Consider the following 17,097-nt stretch of genomic DNA (forward strand, 5'->3'; position numbering starts at 1 on the left):
TTAGGGGTTATGCTATGCCGCTTTCATCCGCTCACGGATAAGGTTGGCGTTCTTGTTCACAAGGTCTATGATGCGCTCGTGATATTCGGTGTCCTGGTTGTGCTTGCCGTGGCACTGCACCACTTCGAGGGTTCGCAAGTCCACCTCTACGGTTTCAATAATCTCATCGCCAATCCTTGCCGATAGTATGAGGGTGTCGGCTTTCTTGTAGTATCCACTGCCAAACACGCAGATGCCCTGCGTCTTGCCCTCGTTGTAATACTCGTCTATGCTTTCAAGCACCTTGACGATTATTTCCTCGTCCGTGATTACCAAGCCGAAGAATTTGGATTTGTTGGCGATGAAATCCTCCGCATCTTTCTTTCGTTGGAGTTGTCGCTGTTGCTCACGCTCACGCCTTTCAATCTCCCAACGGCGTTGCTCTGCGGCTCTTTCCTTCTCGTGTATGGCTTCAATTTTTCGGGTTGCGTTGTCGTGTGCCGCCATGAAATCTTCGGGACAGATGTTCTTCGGGTTACGGAGGTCTTGACCGAGTTTTTTGAGCATACGCAGATAGTCGCACCACATTGAGAGGTTGTCTATCTGATACTTGTGACGCTTGGCAATCAGATATGATGCCCAACATTCATCGGCAGTACGGGTATTGAAAAGAAAGTGTTTCATGACCTCAATCTCACCGCCTTTCATAAGGGTTTCAATTCTTGGGTCTGAAAGCAAGGCTTTGAAAAGACGCACGGGGGAGATGCCGTGGAAATCGCCCTTGAAGCCGTTACGTCTGAGTTGGGGCAATATCCTCATCTTTGGATATGCACAGCTTCTTGCCACCACATCATCGTATAGGCTGTTGTGCGGTCTTACCTCCATATCGCTGCCTAATGCCCACACATCGCAATAGCAGAAAAGGAAGCCACGGAGCAACGCCATGTCCGTAACCTTGCCGTCGGGTGAAATCCAACGCTGCACGACCTCGTGGCAGTAGAAACGCATCGGTTCGCCTTTCCTGCTCTCGCATCTGACCTGCGCCACGCGGATTACCTGATACCCTTTGCAGGTGGTTATCACGCTGAAATTCTGCGTTTCCTTGTAGATGCGTCTGCGTGTGTCCTGCACTTTGAGTTCGGCATGGCATTTGGGGCAGGTGCAGCCTTCAAGGGTGTCGCATAGTCCGCTGTCGCTGTGCCACTCGTGACCGCAGTCGGAACAGGTGATGTTCCCTTTCTTGGTGCGGTAGCCGATATGCTCAACGCAGTGGCGGTATGCCCAATCTATTTGTGTCGCTGATATGGGGCGAAGGTTGGCGGAAAGTCTTGCCACCTCTTTCTGTATCTTGGTCTTCGGTTTCATAAGCCTAAATCAAATAATGAGGGTTGGGGTTGGTTTTCTTTTCTCGCTGACGGTCTGTGGCGGTTCTGCAACTTGCGGAGTTCCTCCTCTTGGTATTTGCGGACAGCGTTCTGACGTGCCTCCGCCTTTTCCTCTGCCGTGAGTTTCACAACGTGGTTCACAACCACTTGGCAGTCCATCGGTTTGCCCACCTCTATCTCGTTTTCCTCATAGTAGTGGATGGCTTGCCCGAATATCTCTCCGTCCGTGAAACCGTTGCAACCGCTTTTCTGCACATAGTTCAGAATGTGGGTCACGCACTCGTCCATGTTCTTGGCAGGGTTGCGGTACTTCTTTGCAAATAGCGCATCTTCCTCCGCACGCTGTTCCAAGTACATATATATCGTTCTCTTGAAATGGTCTGTTCCTTTCATATCGCTGTCATTTTTAGATTATCTGTTTCAGTATCTCTCTCCAATAGGTCGGCTCTACCTCGCTGAGAAGGAAGTCCATGAAATCCCTCCGTGCGTCCTTGTTCAGTTCGTGGTACAATCTTCGGAAAGTTTCAAAATTGCCGTTGATGTACGTTTCCACCATATACACGAAGATGTTGTCCACCTCGTAATATCTGCACTGCTGCGCTGCCGTCTTGCTGTTTCTTTTTGCCATGTCGGTAAGGGTTAAAGGGTGAATAACCAAAGGATGAAGCCAAAGAAGGCAATGGTGGAAAGGATAGCCACGATTACACCTATCGCCACTCGGAACACTCCGTTTACAATCTCTCTGATGATGCCCCAAAGGATGCCGAACACCCCGAAGGCGGTGCGCATCATCAAGCCGCATATCGCCAACCCGATGTGTTGCGCCATTTGTCTGAAATTTGCCGTTGCCGTCATATCTTCGCTGTTTTTGATTTTTTTGTTTTTAATGCGGATTCAAGAGCTGAGGGAGTTGAGTTTCAAACTATCTTATCTGCCTCTCGTTTATCCGACATTTTTTTTATGCGTCTTTCTGTCGCATCGGTCGTTTTCGTTTCGGGTGCTTGAAAAGGTAGGGATTAGGGAATGCAAGGTTTTTCGGTCAAAATACTACCCGCAGGGCTGGAGATTTTTACCGAAAACAGGAGGCTTGACCTTGCTTTCCCGTCCAATCCCGGAATTACCTTTGCGCCCAGAACGAAAATGACTGACTGATGCGGCTTACTGAAAGGCGCAAAATGGAGGTAAACGAAAACAGAGGCAGATTGTGTAGAAAAAAACTTCAGGGGAAAATCCGTAAAAAAAAGAATCACCAAAAGGAAAAAGACATCACCGGAAGCGTGAAAAGGGCAAACCACAACAAAGGAAGTATGATTGTTTCCGATCCGACGGAACTTGTTCAGCCGGGTGGCAACAATCATTCTTCCCGGTTTGTCCGGCTGTGTGTGGGCGCCTGTTTCATTCATGGGGCAGGCTGACACACTCTGCATTCACTTTCCGCTTCCGGCAAAAGAGACAGCGAAAAAAGAAAAATCATTTGAAAACCCGTAAAAGCACCTCTTGGCATAGGCGCAAAAGAAAGGGGCATTGCTTCATCTGTCTAAACATCGTTTAGGCGTGAGGCAATGCCCTTTTCTCCAGCTATGCGGTAGTCGGCACACGTTTGTTCCAAACTCGTTTTGGGCAATGGTGTGCCGACGGACAATACCGCTTTTACGGAAAATTCTTATGAATGAGGGGATAAAAAACGGGAGTTTATATCAAAATCTCGAATTAAATAGCTACTTTTGCATACGAAGAGTTCTTTGAAGGTTACGCAACGCGCAGAAGGATAATGCAGTAGATAACTAACTAAATCGTAACCTATTACTATCAAGAGCAATTAACCTACGCTCATTTCCAATAAATTACACTCTTTTCGTAACTTCACGGTGCAAAGATACAAAAAATAGCTGAATAGATACTTGTTGGATACTTTGAAGCATGAAGTTTGTTTGTTTTTTGTTCTACATTTAGGAATCACTATATTTATACTTACCTTGCTGCAAGGTTTGGGCAGCGTTGCTGCATGGCTTATTCAGCATTGTTGGTAAGCCTTTGCAGTTTTTCTGCCTCGATTTTGCAGTGAAGTGCTGTCAATACTATAAAGTATTTACTGCAATGTAATGGGAAAATAAAAAGATTTGGATTTTGAGTTGATAGCTTGATATTGTCGTTGTTATAAGTATAGCAACAGCTTCGTAGGAACGTAATTTTCTCATTTACATTAGATATTACGATTATTTTATTTACTTTTGCAGAGAGTACTCTACTATAATGATAAAAATGACAAGCAAGAAGTTTTTGATTTTATTTTGCATGGCATCGTGTCTGCCTGTAGTTGCACAACATACTAATAGGGAAGGGATGAATCTTCGAGATTCTCACTTTGTAGAAAGCTATATGGACTCTCTGGCACAGCATAGGCCCGATACGATGTCGTCTGATATGACTCCTCAAATAGGATTTAGTAGGTTTACACCGTCGCCTACTTATGCAAGACTGTTTTTACCATTGGCTTACTATAAGAATGTAAGCCATCGTATGCTATCGCTAGATAGTGATATGCAGAAGATATCGCCTACTGAACTGGCCTTGGAGCGAGCTCTGCTATCTGTCTATATGAATCATCCGCAATTGGTATCTACGACCCAAAGTAAACTTGATATTATTGGGCCGACATTGGAAGTAGGTGAACAGACAAGGGAGTCACATCCTGATTTGGTAGAACAAGTGGCCCCAACGCCTATAGAACCAGATTTGATAGCTGCAGCACCGATTATTCATAAGCCTAATTTTTGGACTTTTAGTGGAGATTATTATTTGCAATTCTTGCAGAATTATGTCTCTAGCAACTGGTATAAGGCGGGCGAAAGCAGCTACTCGATGGTTGGTGCTGTGACGCTTCAAGCTAATTATAACAATAAGCAGAAGGTGAAATGGGACAATAAGTTAGAGCTGAAACTAGGACTACAGACTTCAAGAGGTGATAGCCTTCATAGTTTGAAGACCAGCGAAGACTTGATTCGTTATACTGGAAAGTTGGGATTCCAAGCTACTAAGAAATGGTATTATACAATTCAGTTGATAGCCTATACTCAGTTCATGCGTGGCTATGCTTCGAATAATCCCTTTGTGTTTAGTGATTTCATGAGTCCTTTTGGAGCCAATCTGTCTGTCGGTATGGATTATACGGTTGACTTTTTTAAGAAGAAACTTACAGGTACTGTTCATCTAGCTCCTGCAGCTTATAATTTTAAATATGTCAGCCGTTTGGCTCTTGCACCGCGATTTGGACTTGATGAAGGAAAACATCAGTTGCATGATATAGGTTCGGAAATCACCGTAGACTTGAACTGGAAATTCAGTGATATGATTAGTTGGAAGACTCGTCTCTATGGTTATACCACTTACAGTCGTACAGAATTGGAATGGGAAAATACCTTTGTGTTTAAATTCAACAGGTATATATCTACTAATATCTTTATCTATCCGCGCTTTGATGATGGCTCTAAAAGGGATAATCATCATGGATATTGGCAGTTGAAAGAGTATGCTAGTTTAGGATTTGCTTATTCTTTCTAATCTCCTCTGTAGTTTTTGATAGCTCTCAACAGCGTGGCTTTATTTCTTGTTTTGGCAGAGATTAAATAGCCAGAGTGTATTAAGGGTTGCTCAATGCTTATTACAAGCAAGATAGAAGAGATAGAAGTAAGTTGAGATAAGGCCTTAAATTTGATGATCTATGTATCAAATAAAAACAAGAAAGCCATGGAGTTGACTCCATGGCTTTCTTGTTTTTATTCGATATTGCGTCCGTGGCAATTCTTGAACTTCTTACCACTACCACATGGACAAGGGTCGTTGGGGCGTGGCATCTTGTCTGCTACGTACGGTGTATGATTTACTTCATTGTATCCCTCACGCGTATCGCGGTGTGCGGCAGCTTGCTGTGCGGCTCTTTCTAGTTGCTCGTTGATGTCTTCTTTCTGCTCGTGGTAGAGCTGAGAATGTTCTTCGGGAGCAGCTTCTTGTACTTGTTGCTGTACTTCAGGAATCTGAGCACGCATCAAAATCGATGCTGTACGATTGTTCATGTCGTCAATCATCGTATCCCATATCTTCACACTTTCGAGCTTGAAAATCAACAATGGGTCTTTCTGTTCGTATGAAGCGTTCTGTACAGAGTGGCGTAATTCGTCGAGCTGACGTAGATTCTCTTTCCAGTTATCATCAATGATACGGAGCATTGTGACTTTCTCGAACTGCTTAACGACATCTTTGGCTTCTGTATCGTAAGCTGTTTTGAGATTGCAAGGTATCTGATAAATCATCTTACCATCTGTGATTGGTACCATGATACGTTCATAGAGTTGTCCTTGATTCTCTTGAACATCTTTGATAACAGGCCATGCAACACTCTGAATACGGTCTACTTTACGCTTAAAGGCAGCCATAGCGGCTTGGAAAGCACGTTCGGCAAGGTCGGATGTAGATGCGTTTTCAAATTCGTCTTGTTCGAAAGGACATTCCATAGCAAGCACTTTCAAGAATTGCTCTTTAGCTCCTTCGAAGTCATTCTTCTCTACGATGTTGACACAACGATCCCAAATGATGTTGGTAATATCCATACCGATGCGTTCGCCCATCAATGCATGGCGACGCTTTTCGTAAATAACGGTACGTTGTTTGTTCATCACATCGTCGTACTCCAACAAGTGTTTACGAATACCGAAGTTATTCTCTTCAACCTTCTTTTGGGCACGCTCAATGCTCTTAGAAATCATTGGGCTTTCGATACGCTCGCCATCTTCAAAGCCAAGACGGTCCATTACTTTGGCAATACGCTCGCTGGCAAAGAGGCGCATCAACTTATCTTCAAGACTTACGTAGAACACAGAAGAGCCCGGGTCTCCCTGACGACCGGCGCGACCTCGTAACTGGCGGTCTACACGACGGCTCTCGTGACGTTCGGTACCGATGATGGCCAAACCTCCGGCAGCCTTTACTTCATCGGTCAACTTGATGTCGGTACCACGACCAGCCATGTTGGTAGCGATGGTTACAGCACCAAGTCCGTCTGTAGAACGGCCTGCCTCGGCTACGATTTGTGCCTCTTGTTGGTGTTTCTTTGCGTTCAATACGTTATGTGGAATGCGACGCATCTTGAGCATTTTGCTCAAAAGTTCACTGATTTCAACGGATGTTGTACCAACAAGACATGGCCGACCACTGTTGCGCATAGCTTCAATCTCGTCGATGACAGCTGCATATTTCTCACGAGCAGTCTTGTATACGCGATCGTCTAAGTCCTTACGGAGGATGGGACGGTTTGTCGGAATCTCTACAACATCGAGCTTGTAGATGTCCCAGAATTCTCCTGCTTCGGTAGAAGCTGTACCAGTCATACCAGACAACTTATGGTACATACGGAAGTAATTCTGCAATGTAATCGTTGCAAAGGTCTGTGTTGCAGCCTCTACATGTACATGCTCTTTGGCTTCAACAGCCTGATGTAGCCCGTCACTCCAACGGCGACCTTCCATGATACGTCCGGTCTGCTCGTCGACAATCTTTACTTCTCCATCGATAACCACGTATTCGTCATCCTTATTGAACATGGTGTAAGCCTTCAGAAGCTGCTGCAATGTGTGTACACGCTCACTTTGAACGGCATACTTATTGAGTAGGTCATCTTTCTTGTCAAGTCGCTCTTGATCTGTCAATTCATGTTCAGCTTCCAACGCAGAAAGCTGAGAGGTGATGTCGGGTAAAACGAAGAGGCCTTTGTCGTTTACTTGTTGTGCCAACCATTCGGTGCCTTTATCGGTAAGGTCAGCACTGTTCAACTTCTCGTCAACAACGAAATACAGAGGCTTGACAGCTTTAGGCATCTCTCGGTTGTTGTTCTGCATGTAAAACTCTTCGGTTTTAAGCATACCAGCTTTGATACCTTCCTCTGACAGATATTTAATCAAGGGCTTGTTCTTAGGCAATGCCTTGTATGAACGATAGAGCGCGAGGAAACCATCGTCGAGAATCTTTTGATCTTTCTTTTGTCGTCCCTCTGTAATCTTTTGTTTTGCTTCGGCCAATAATTCCGTAGCTTGTTTACGCTGAACTTCATAAAGACGCTCTACCAATGGTTGGTATTCCTCGAACATTTGGTCGTCACCCTTAGGCACAGGACCTGAGATAATGAGAGGTGTACGAGCATCATCAATTAGCACAGAATCGACCTCGTCGACTATTGCATAGTTGTGTTGACGTTGTACAAGGTCGGCAGGACTTACTGCCATATTATCACGTAGATAGTCGAAACCAAACTCATTGTTGGTACCGAAGGTAATATCTGCCTGATAAGCTTTGCGACGTTCAGGAGAATTTGGGCGATGTTTGTCTATACAATCGACTGATAAGCCATTGAACATGTAAAGAGGCCCCATCCATTCTGAGTCGCGTTTTGCCAAATAGTCATTGACTGTGACCATGTGAACGCCATTTCCAGTAAGTGCATTCAAAAATACCGGTAGGGTAGCAACGAGGGTTTTACCTTCACCGGTAGCCATTTCTGCAATCTTGCCTTGATGCAATGCTATACCACCAAAGAGCTGTACATCGTAATGGATCATTCCCCATTTCTGTTTATTTCCGCCAGCTGTCCATTCATTGTGGTAAATAGCTTTATCGCCTTCAATGGTAATAAAGTCGTTCTTAGGGTCGGCAGCCAACTCACGATCAAAGTCTGTGGCTGTAACTATTGTTTCTTCGTTTTCCGAGAAGCGGCGTGCTGTATCTTTGATGATACTGAATGCGACAGGCATTACCTCGTTAAGAGCCTGTTCATATATCTCTAAAGCTTCTTTTTCTAATTTATCTATTTCGTTGAAAATCTCTTCACGTTCATCAATAGGAGTCTCTTCTATATTTTTCTTCAGCTCTTCTATCTTCGTTTTCTGCTCTTTAGCAGAATCTTGTACATACTTTTGGATTTCTTTGGTTTTAGCTCTTAACTCGTCATTGTTAAGTGCTTGAATTTCAGGGTAAGCGGCCTTTACCTTCTCTACTAATGGTTGAATCAGCTTCATGTCGCGTGTAGACTTGTCGCCGAACAACGATTTTAAAAAATTATTGAAGTTCATATATTATATTGTTTTATTCTTATTGTAGTGGTATATCAATATCAGTGTGCAAAATTACTAAATAAATTTCACATGATTCGATAAAATATTGACTAAAAGCATATAGGGGCTTTATCCAAGATATGAATCTTAGAATAAAGGAGCTGCGCTACAAGCATTTGGAGCACGAATCTTGATAGCTTTGGAAATCGTAGGCGCAATTTGGTCTACAGTAACAGGTGTAGTAACTCTCTCTGCATGAATCCCTGCCCCATAAAAGATAATAGGAAATGGTACGAAAGTTGTACTACTTGTATAATGTTCTGGTATAATTTCATTGACTAGTTGCCAACCCGGAGCAATTTCTATCGTAATATCTCCGCTGACAGGGGGATAAAAACCATTACGCAGTTTTTGTATGTCGTTATTCCCAGAGAGTAAACGCTTGCTTGTAAATACATCGCTGACACCGGCAGTCTGACTTAGAAGCTCTTGACACCGACTAAGGACATCATGGAGAGTCGCCTTTTTCTGTCCAATAAGTCTATGATTCAGATAAATTTGGTTGTGATAATATGCCTCGATATATTCCCCCGGTCCATAGATTGCACTTAAATAGACATTAAGGAGTTTAGCGGTACGATTGATATAGAACGTGCCGGTGGGAATACGGTATTGGGTATAATTTCGATTATCTGCTTGGGCATACCCAGTACTTGTAATGACGAAGAGTACCTTGTCCTTTCCACTCTGCGCTTCTATATTACTAATTAATTTCCCTAGAGTCTTGTCAAGCTGTGTATAGACTCTTTCCATGGTGGATGTTTGGGAAAAAGCAGTTGCCGAAAGCGATATGTTCAATAAATCTGGAGTTTCATCGGCCCCCATGGCACGCGCTTGAATGACCGTCAATGCCATATTGGCGATATGCTCATTGTATTCTGTTGCATTGAAACTATTACCTCGTTTGGTAGCTGTTACTATGGATGATTGAGGCAACCATTTTTCGCTTTTGGGTGTGTAATATGTCGAGGTACGCCATTTCCCTGTATTCTCGTCAATCCATATAGCGTTGTCGGCTGCATGACCGGCCGAAAGGATTGCGGCATCTTTGTAAGCTGCAAGTCCGTATACAATGCTTGTACCATTGCTACTGACTTTCATTTCATCTCCAATGGTAGAGGTCTGAAGCTTTGCAGGTGAAGCAAAATATTTAATGTCGTCTACACAAGATGCAGGGCGGAGGGTTTTATGATCTAACCATGTAGACGAAATTATGCCATGATGATAAGGCGATGTGCCAGTTGTAATAGATGATATGGCAGAAGCTCGGTCTATAGGAGTGAAACTATAGGATGCTGCATCGTACACTTTGCCTTGATAGAGTAGCTTTTTGAAGCCATCAGTGCCAAATAGTGGGGAGAATGCTTCGATATAGTCGGTACGCAATTGGTCGATATTGATATTGACAACAAGTCTTGGTGTCAATTGAAATGCTTGCATCTCAGCGGATGTAAGTGCAGCTATCAATATGGCAATGTATCGATTCATCTATTTATTGTTAATTGTTTTTTAGAATATATTCTATCTGTCCAACGCATTAGCAAGCATAGTGCCAAAAGCATCATTCCTTCTGCATACTGCTGGAAGAAGCTTAATATGAAGAAAAAAGTGTAGCAAATAGTCAGTATATAAGCATATTTGTGGTTTTTCCTAAATCTCTTGAATAGGAAAAGTATGTTCAGGGGATTCAGTATTAGAATCTGGAAGTTGATGCTAACTGTTGGATGTTGGCTGAAAATCATGGCCAAAAGTATGAGACCGCATACTCCTGTAACTAGGAATAGTAGGTAGTCAAAGCAAATAGTTACACCTTTTAAGGGGGAATATATATGTGCTATAATCGTAAAAATGATAGTTATGGCAAGTAGAATAGCAGCATCTCCTTGTGGTGTTCCTTGGAAGATATTAGGTACGGAGACCACCGTGGTGGGAGGGATAAGCCAATGTGTTTCAGAAACAAAGTTCTCAGCAATGCCTACGCGATTGATGGTTGCCTTGGAAAAATCGTTGCATAACGAGTCTGGTAGGAATTGTTGCTCAGATTTCTCTGTTCTGTAATCAGCCTTAATACCTAGCAGTAAATCGTTGCCAAAGCGTGCCCATCTACTATCTTCATTCCATTGATGAATCATAGAACGATAGGTGGCATCCGGATTTGTGATAGGTGGAAAGGTTACTTTTCCTTCTAGATTACTGACTAAAATATCTCTAGCCCTTGTGGTACAATTATCGTAGAAGTAATTATAACGATAGGTTCGATTCTCTGGTAGGTAATTTGTTCTTAGAGCCTTTTCTATATTCTCTTTTTCGGCTTGAGTTAGATTAAGCTTTTGTTCTTTTACCCATCTACGATCTGATTGGTATTCTGCCAAAAAGTCATTGAATGGGATGATCCCCATTTCGTAATAGGTAAGGCCAAATACAAATCTTAAAATAAAAAAGCTTTGCTTGAATGAAAACATTCCATAATTAATGGCCCAATCTTCATTCCTAGTTATATTATGAAACCTGATGGCAGTGTGGCCGTAAAGGGAATAGATTTCAGACCCAGGTCCGCATGTCAACAAACTGATTTCAATAGAATCTTTTGATAAATTCTTTGGAGTACCGCTTGTATTTTCGGCATTGGTAATACTTGTTAAAGACAGTAAAATTATAAAATAAGCTGTCCTTAATATGTGGTTGAAATGTTTCACGATGCAAAAATAACTTATATTTCCGAGTTATCCTGCATTTGTTTCTGTTTTTTTTGATAATTTTGCAGCGTTTATTTTATACTAGATGAAAAAGATACTTCTATGCATGGCCTTGATGGCTGCAATCTCTAACTCAGCGTTTGCACAGAGTGGAACGAATTCTCCTTATAGTCAATTCGGACTAGGTATGCTCACTGAGCAGGGAGCAGGCTTTAGTCGTGGTATGAATGGTTTAGGTCTTGGTTTTCGTGAACATAATCAAGTAAATTACCTAAATCCAGCATCGTTGTCTGCCATAGATTCTTTGAGTTTCATCTTTGATGCAGGCTTTTCTGGACAAATAACCAATTTTTCCGAAAATGGGGTTCGTAAAAATGCTAATAATGCAACTTTTGATTATGTTGTAGCTGGATTTCGGGCAGCTAAGCATTTTGGAGTTAGTTTTGGTTTGATACCCTTCACTAATATAGGGTATAACTATGCGACAACAGAAACCTTGAATCCAAATTCTAGCAACACGTCAAAGGCTTATAGCAATACCTATAATGGTGAAGGTGGGTTGCATGATGTCTATTTGGGATTTGGTTGGGAGCCATTTAAAGGTTTCTCTTTTGGTGCGACTGTAGGTTTCCTTTGGGGTAATTATACTCGCTCGGTTATTAATAGTTATAGCGATGCTTATGTTAATACGCTGGCTAAGTATTATACTGCTTCTGTAAGTAACTATAAATTGGATTTCGGTGTTCAGTATACTGCAAAATTGAAAGAGAAGGATCAATTGACAATTGGTCTTACTTATGGTTTAGGACATAAGTTGAATGCAGATGCCTCTTGTAAAGTGGTTTCTACCAATAGCCAAACGGTTACTGCCGATACGACGTCTTACATAGCGGCTAAAGCACTTGAGATGCCGACAAGCATTGGGGCCGGTTTTATGTGGAATCACCATGATATGTTGAAATTTGGTGTTGATTATTCTTTGCAAAAATGGGGTACTACAGAGTTTCCACAATATAATGAGTCTAATGGTAATGTAAGCTATATGAAGACATCGGGTCTGTTTAAGGATAGACATAAGATCACGGCCGGATTTGATTTTACTCCTATGTCTAAGCGTTCACGGTCTTTATTTAATCGTATTCATTATCGGGCCGGTGTAAGTTATGCGACACCATACTTAGTCATAAATGGGCAAGATGGTCCTAAGGAGATTAGTGCGACTGTAGGTTTTGGCATTCCAATCATGAATGCTTATAATAATCGTTCGATGTTAAATATCAGTGCACAGTGGGTTAATCAATCAGCTACAGGATTCATTAAGGAGAATACTTTCAGAATAAATATAGGATTAACGTTTAATGAACGTTGGTTTGCAAAGTGGAAAGTGGAATAAAAGGCTGTTTGTCTTAATGAAGTCTTCTTGGTGTATATCCGGCTGTTTACTATTACTGTTCCTTTCTTTTAATTCTTGTAAGGAGCAGAAAGAGCATACTGCACCTGCCATTTTAGAGAAAGATTCTGTGGCATTGATGACATCTTATGGAGTTAATACGCTCATCTCCGACTCTGGTGTCATTAAATATCGTATTGTTACAGAAGAGTGGGAGGTAAATGAAAACCGTAATCCTCCAAGATGGATATTTGATAAAGGACTATTCTTGGAACAATTTGATGAGAAATTCCATGTTCAATCGTACATTCAATGCGATACAGCTTATTATTATACCCAGCAGAAAATATGGGAATTACACTCTCGTGTGAAGATTCTAACGAAAGATGGACTGAAGTTTCAAAGCGAGCAATTATTTTGGGACGAGAATAAACATGAACTTTATTCCTATGTATTCTCCCGATTAATAACTCCCGAACGCACGTTACAAGGTACTTATTTCCGAAGTGATGAGAAGATGACTAAGTATTATGTGTCAAATACGAAGGGCTCTTTTGAAAAGGGGGATTTTGATAATAATGCTGATATGACGGATTCTGCTAAAGTTGCTACGGATTCGATACAAAAAGCTAGGCGTCCTCAAACCGAACCTCGTAGACTGAGTGTACCTGTTTTAAAACATTAAAATTAAATTATTTATATAATTTGGATTTACCGTTAATCATAAGTATTATTATTACGATGCTCTTCTCAGCTTTCTTTTCTGGGATGGAGATAGCCTTTGTTTCTTCAAATAGGATGTTAGCTGAAATGGACAAAAATCGCAATAGTATTACTCAGCGTATTGTCGATTTCTTTTATCATCATCCTAACGATTTTGTTAGTACAACGTTGGTGGGTAACAATATTGTGCTTGTTGTTTACGGTATTTTGATTGCCCATTTCTTTGATAGCACCATATTTGTAGGGTTGGAGTCTGGATATAGGGTGATGGCAGACACAATATTGTCTACGATTATTGTCTTGTTTGTGGGAGAGTTTATGCCTAAGACGCTTTTTAAAAGCAACCCGAATAAGCTCCTTGCATTCTTTTCACCATTGGTGTTTGTCTTTTATATCATCCTGTGGCCTATTAGTAGATTGTCTACGTTCCTTTCTAAAATCTTATTACGCCTACTTGGGGTAAAGATAGATACAAGTAATGGTGTCGGTGAGTTTTCAAAAGTCGATCTTGATTTCCTTGTTCAGTCAAGTATTGAGAATGCTAAGAGCGACGATGATATAGAAGATGAAGTGAAGATTTTTCAGAACGCATTGGATTTCTCTGATACAAAGGTGAGGGATTGTATGGTTCCTCGAACAGAAATCAATGCTGTTGAGAAGAATTGTACGTTGGAGGAATTAAAACAGAAATTCATTGAGAGTGGTAATTCCAAGATTATTGTTTACAATGAAGATATTGACCATGTAGAGGGATATATACACTCTTCGGAAATGTTTCGTGACCCTGCACATTGGACTGACCATATCAATTCCATTCCCTTTGTTCCTGAAACGATGGCTGCTCAACGTTTAATGCATATGCTCTTACAGGAAAAGAAAAGTCTTGGTATCGTTGTAGATGAGTTTGGAGGTACTAGTGGACTAGTCTCTTTGGAAGACATTGTGGAAGAAATTTTTGGTGATATAGAAGATGAACACGACAATATGAAATATATTTCCAAGAAAAATGAAGATGGAAGTTACACGTTGTCGGCTCGGTTGGAAATTGATCGAGTGAACGAACTCTTCGATTTGGCGTTGCCAGAAAGTGATGATTATATGACTATAGGAGGCTTTATTTTACACGAATATCAGAGCTTTCCAAAGTTGAATGAAGTGATACAAATCGGTAAATATAGATTTAAAATCATCAAGAATACTATGACAAAAATAGAATTAGTGCGACTTTGGATAGATAAATAATAGCGAATTAGTCTACTTAAAAATAGTTTAACCTATTCAAACAATGAGGAAAATAGCTTATAAGGTAAGCTTTTATGGTAGAAAAGTTACTCTATTTATATTTTTATTGCTATTTTTGTAGCCACTTTGTATGATGAAAAAACATAAAAATAAATAAACATAATAAAGTAATGGCAGCATTAGGAAAAATTAGAAGCAAAGGTGTGACCTTGATTATCATCATTGGTCTAGGTCTTTTTGCCTTCATTGCCGAAGAGGCGTTTCGCTCTTGTGAGACAAACCGAAACAATCAACGTCAACAAGTCGGTGAAGTGTTAGGTGAGAAAATCAATGTACAGGATTTTCAAAAGTTAGTTGATGAGTATACTGAAGTAATTAAAATGCAGCAGGGAACTCAAAACCTAAACGATGAGCAGTTGAACCAAGTGAAGGATATGGTGTGGAATACTTATATCCAGTCTAAGCTTGTTGAAAACGAAGCAAAGGAACTTGGATTGACAGTTACCGATAAGGAGATGCAGAATATTTTGAAACAGGGAACTAATCCAATGTTATTGCAGACTCCTTTTGTTAATCAACAAACTGGTCGTTTTGATGCTAATGCTTTGCAAAAGTTCCTTGCAGAGTATAAGGCACAGAAGACAGCGAATCCTCAAATGGCACAGCAATATGAAACCATTTATAAGTATTGGACTTTTATAGAGAAGACTTTGCGTCAACAAACATTGGCACAAAAGTTCCAAAATCTATTGGCTCATAGCTTTTTGTCTAATCCTGTAGAAGCTAAGATGGCATTCAAGGATGCTACAGAAGAAAATCAAATTCAATTGGCTTCATTGCCTTATAGCAGTGTTTCAGACGATAAAGTGAAGATTTCTGATGCAGATTTGAAAGCGAAGTATGATGAATTGAAACCTCGCTTTAAGCAGTATGTTGAAAGTAGAGATATTAAGTTTATTGATTATCAGGTAACAGCTTCTTCTAATGATAAGTCTGCAATCAATAAGCAATTTGCTACTTATGCTAGTGAGTTGGCTGTCGCTGCTGATCCTGCGGAAGTTGTTCGTAAGAGTACCTCTTTGATTAGTTATCTTGGAATTCCTGTAGCAAAGACTGCTTTCCCCTCTGATATTGCGCAACGTTTGGATTCTATGGCTGTAGGTCAGACTTTTGGTCCTTCTGTAAACCATCAGGACAATACTATGAATATAGTGAAACTAGTTGCAAAACAGCAGTTGCCTGATTCTATTCAGTATCGTCAGATTCAAATTAGTGGCGCATCCGTAGATGTAGCTCGCAAGACTGCTGATTCTGTGTATACTGCTTTGAAGAGTGGAGCTGATTTTGAGGCATTAGCTAAGAAGTATGGCCAAACTGGCGCGAAGACTTGGATGACCACCAATCAGTATCAGAATGCTCCTTCCATGGATAATGATACGAAGACATTTATCAACAGCTTGAATACCATGGCAGTAAATGGAGTCGTTAATATTCCTATTACTCAAGGTAATATTATCCTTCAGGTCGTAGATCGTAAGGGCATGATTAATAAGTATACTGCGGCTGTTATCAAGAAGAGTATAGAATTCTCTAGAGAGACTTATAGTGCAGCTTATAATAAGTTCAGCTCTTTTGTAAGTGCAAATCAATCTGCCGAAGCTATCTTGAAGAATGCACAAGCTAGTGGATTTAAGGTTCAAGAGGCTAATGATGTTACAACTGCTCAGCATTATTTGGCTAATATACATAGTACACGTGAGGCTTTGAAATGGTTGTTTGAGGCTAAACAGGGTAGTGTTTCTCCTATGTATGAATGTGGCGATAACGACCACTTGTTGGTTGTAGTGCTTACAAAGATTCATCCTATCGGTTATCGTACTTTGGAAGACAATCAGGTAAAGGAAGTCGTCAAGGCTGAAGTGTTGAAAGATAAGAAGGCTGAAGTGTTATTGGCAAAACTTCAAGGTGCCAATACTGTGGCTGCTGCAAAGGCTAAGGGTGCAACTGTTTCTCCTGTAAATCAGGTTACATTTGCTGCACCAGTATTTATTCCAGCAACAGGTGCTAGTGAGCCAGCTCTTAGTGGTGCTGTTGCTGCTACGAAGAAAGGACAGTTTAGTGCTAAACCAGTGAAAGGTAATGCCGGTGTTTATGTGTTCCAAGTCATGAACAAGCAGGCTGGTTCTACTAAGTTCAATGATAAGTCAGAGGAACAAAAACTTCGTCAGAAAGCTCTTCAGTATGCTGGGAATTTCATGAATGAACTTTATATGAAGGCAAAGGTTGTTGATAACCGTTATTTGTTCTTCTAAGTATTGCCTAGAATTGAAAGTGTTATATTAAGTAACATCTCTTTGATTAGATATAAGCTCCGGCCTAAAACAGGTTGGAGCTTTATTTTGTAGCATCTAGTAGAAAGTTTATAGAGTAGTACAAGGAATCAATACATTAGCAACAATAAACATTCTAGAATTTCTTATTTATATCTTATTTGCATTATCTTTGCACTGATTAGCCTGTAG

At 41.0% G+C, this 17,097-nt stretch carries 14 protein-coding genes; 6 read left to right on the top strand and 8 right to left on the bottom strand.

Going from position 1 to position 17,097, the window contains the following annotated elements; genetic code table 11:
* Positions 1-12: 12 nt before the first annotated feature.
* The 5 genes from HMPREF3034_RS11530 to HMPREF3034_RS12740 all read right to left on the bottom strand — a co-directional run bounded on the left by HMPREF3034_RS11530 (position 13) and on the right by HMPREF3034_RS12740 (position 2,791).
* Positions 13-1,344 (bottom strand): PcfJ domain-containing protein, encoded by a 1,332-nt coding sequence (locus tag HMPREF3034_RS11530; RefSeq protein WP_004291532.1) that lies wholly within the window; start codon positions 1,342-1,344, stop codon positions 13-15.
* Complete coding sequence (locus tag HMPREF3034_RS11535) at positions 1,341-1,757, bottom strand: PcfK-like family protein (RefSeq protein WP_004291533.1); 417 nt, start codon at positions 1,755-1,757, stop codon at positions 1,341-1,343. The genes HMPREF3034_RS11530 and HMPREF3034_RS11535 overlap by 4 nt, the downstream gene beginning before the upstream one ends.
* Positions 1,758-1,770: 13 nt before the next feature.
* Positions 1,771-1,992 carry a hypothetical protein gene (locus HMPREF3034_RS11540; protein ID WP_004291534.1) on the bottom strand — a complete coding sequence of 74 codons (222 nt, stop codon included), beginning with the start codon at positions 1,990-1,992 and terminating at the stop codon, positions 1,771-1,773.
* Positions 1,993-2,003: 11 nt separating this feature from the next.
* A complete protein-coding gene (locus HMPREF3034_RS11545; protein ID WP_004291535.1) occupies positions 2,004-2,219 on the bottom strand; it encodes a hypothetical protein in 216 nt (71 codons plus the stop codon).
* A 161-nt stretch (positions 2,220-2,380) separates the two neighbouring features.
* On the bottom strand, positions 2,381-2,791 hold the full coding sequence (locus HMPREF3034_RS12740; RefSeq protein WP_004291538.1) for a hypothetical protein: 411 nt from the start codon (positions 2,789-2,791) through the stop codon (positions 2,381-2,383).
* A gap of 106 nt (positions 2,792-2,897) precedes the next feature.
* Here HMPREF3034_RS12740 and HMPREF3034_RS13185 point away from each other — a divergent pair, with 106 nt between their 5' ends.
* Together HMPREF3034_RS13185 and HMPREF3034_RS11555 are read left to right on the top strand one after the other, a co-directional pair.
* Complete coding sequence (locus HMPREF3034_RS13185; RefSeq protein WP_007567577.1) at positions 2,898-3,110, top strand: hypothetical protein; 213 nt, start codon at positions 2,898-2,900, stop codon at positions 3,108-3,110.
* A gap of 633 nt (positions 3,111-3,743) precedes the next feature.
* Complete coding sequence (locus HMPREF3034_RS11555; protein ID WP_369793913.1) at positions 3,744-4,925, top strand: DUF3078 domain-containing protein; 1,182 nt, start codon at positions 3,744-3,746, stop codon at positions 4,923-4,925.
* A gap of 215 nt (positions 4,926-5,140) precedes the next feature.
* Here the strand turns inward: HMPREF3034_RS11555 and secA are convergent, their stop codons facing one another.
* The 3 genes from secA to HMPREF3034_RS11570 form a co-directional block, all read right to left on the bottom strand.
* Positions 5,141-8,482 carry a preprotein translocase subunit SecA gene (gene secA / locus HMPREF3034_RS11560; protein ID WP_036896469.1) on the bottom strand — a complete coding sequence of 1,114 codons (3,342 nt, stop codon included), beginning with the start codon at positions 8,480-8,482 and terminating at the stop codon, positions 5,141-5,143.
* A gap of 129 nt (positions 8,483-8,611) precedes the next feature.
* A complete protein-coding gene (locus HMPREF3034_RS11565; RefSeq protein WP_062435654.1) occupies positions 8,612-10,012 on the bottom strand; it encodes an alkaline phosphatase family protein in 1,401 nt (466 codons plus the stop codon).
* A complete protein-coding gene (locus HMPREF3034_RS11570; protein ID WP_062435658.1) occupies positions 10,009-11,220 on the bottom strand; it encodes an Lnb N-terminal periplasmic domain-containing protein in 1,212 nt (403 codons plus the stop codon). Before HMPREF3034_RS11570 ends, HMPREF3034_RS11565 begins: the two co-directional genes overlap by 4 nt.
* 85 nt (positions 11,221-11,305) lie before the next feature.
* On the opposite strand from HMPREF3034_RS11570, the gene HMPREF3034_RS11575 reads away from it, so the two are divergent.
* The 4 genes from HMPREF3034_RS11575 to HMPREF3034_RS11590 all read left to right on the top strand — a co-directional run bounded on the left by HMPREF3034_RS11575 (position 11,306) and on the right by HMPREF3034_RS11590 (position 16,887).
* Positions 11,306-12,613 (top strand): hypothetical protein, encoded by a 1,308-nt coding sequence (locus HMPREF3034_RS11575; protein WP_036896459.1) that lies wholly within the window; start codon positions 11,306-11,308, stop codon positions 12,611-12,613.
* 16 nt (positions 12,614-12,629) lie between these two features.
* Positions 12,630-13,295, top strand: coding sequence for an OstA-like protein (lptC, locus tag HMPREF3034_RS11580; protein WP_062435662.1), 666 nt, complete (start codon positions 12,630-12,632; stop codon positions 13,293-13,295).
* A 20-nt stretch (positions 13,296-13,315) separates the two neighbouring features.
* The gene (locus HMPREF3034_RS11585; protein ID WP_036896457.1) at positions 13,316-14,575 is read left to right on the top strand and encodes a hemolysin family protein; all 1,260 of its coding nucleotides are present in this window, start codon (positions 13,316-13,318) and stop codon (positions 14,573-14,575) included.
* Positions 14,576-14,745: 170 nt separating this feature from the next.
* Positions 14,746-16,887: a peptidylprolyl isomerase gene (locus HMPREF3034_RS11590; protein ID WP_062435665.1), complete on the top strand. Its 2,142-nt coding sequence runs from the start codon at positions 14,746-14,748 to the stop codon at positions 16,885-16,887.
* The last annotated feature ends 210 nt before the right edge of the window (positions 16,888-17,097 follow it).

This window comes from Prevotella sp. DNF00663 (assembly GCF_001553265.1).
GTDB lineage: Bacteria > Bacteroidota > Bacteroidia > Bacteroidales > Bacteroidaceae > Prevotella.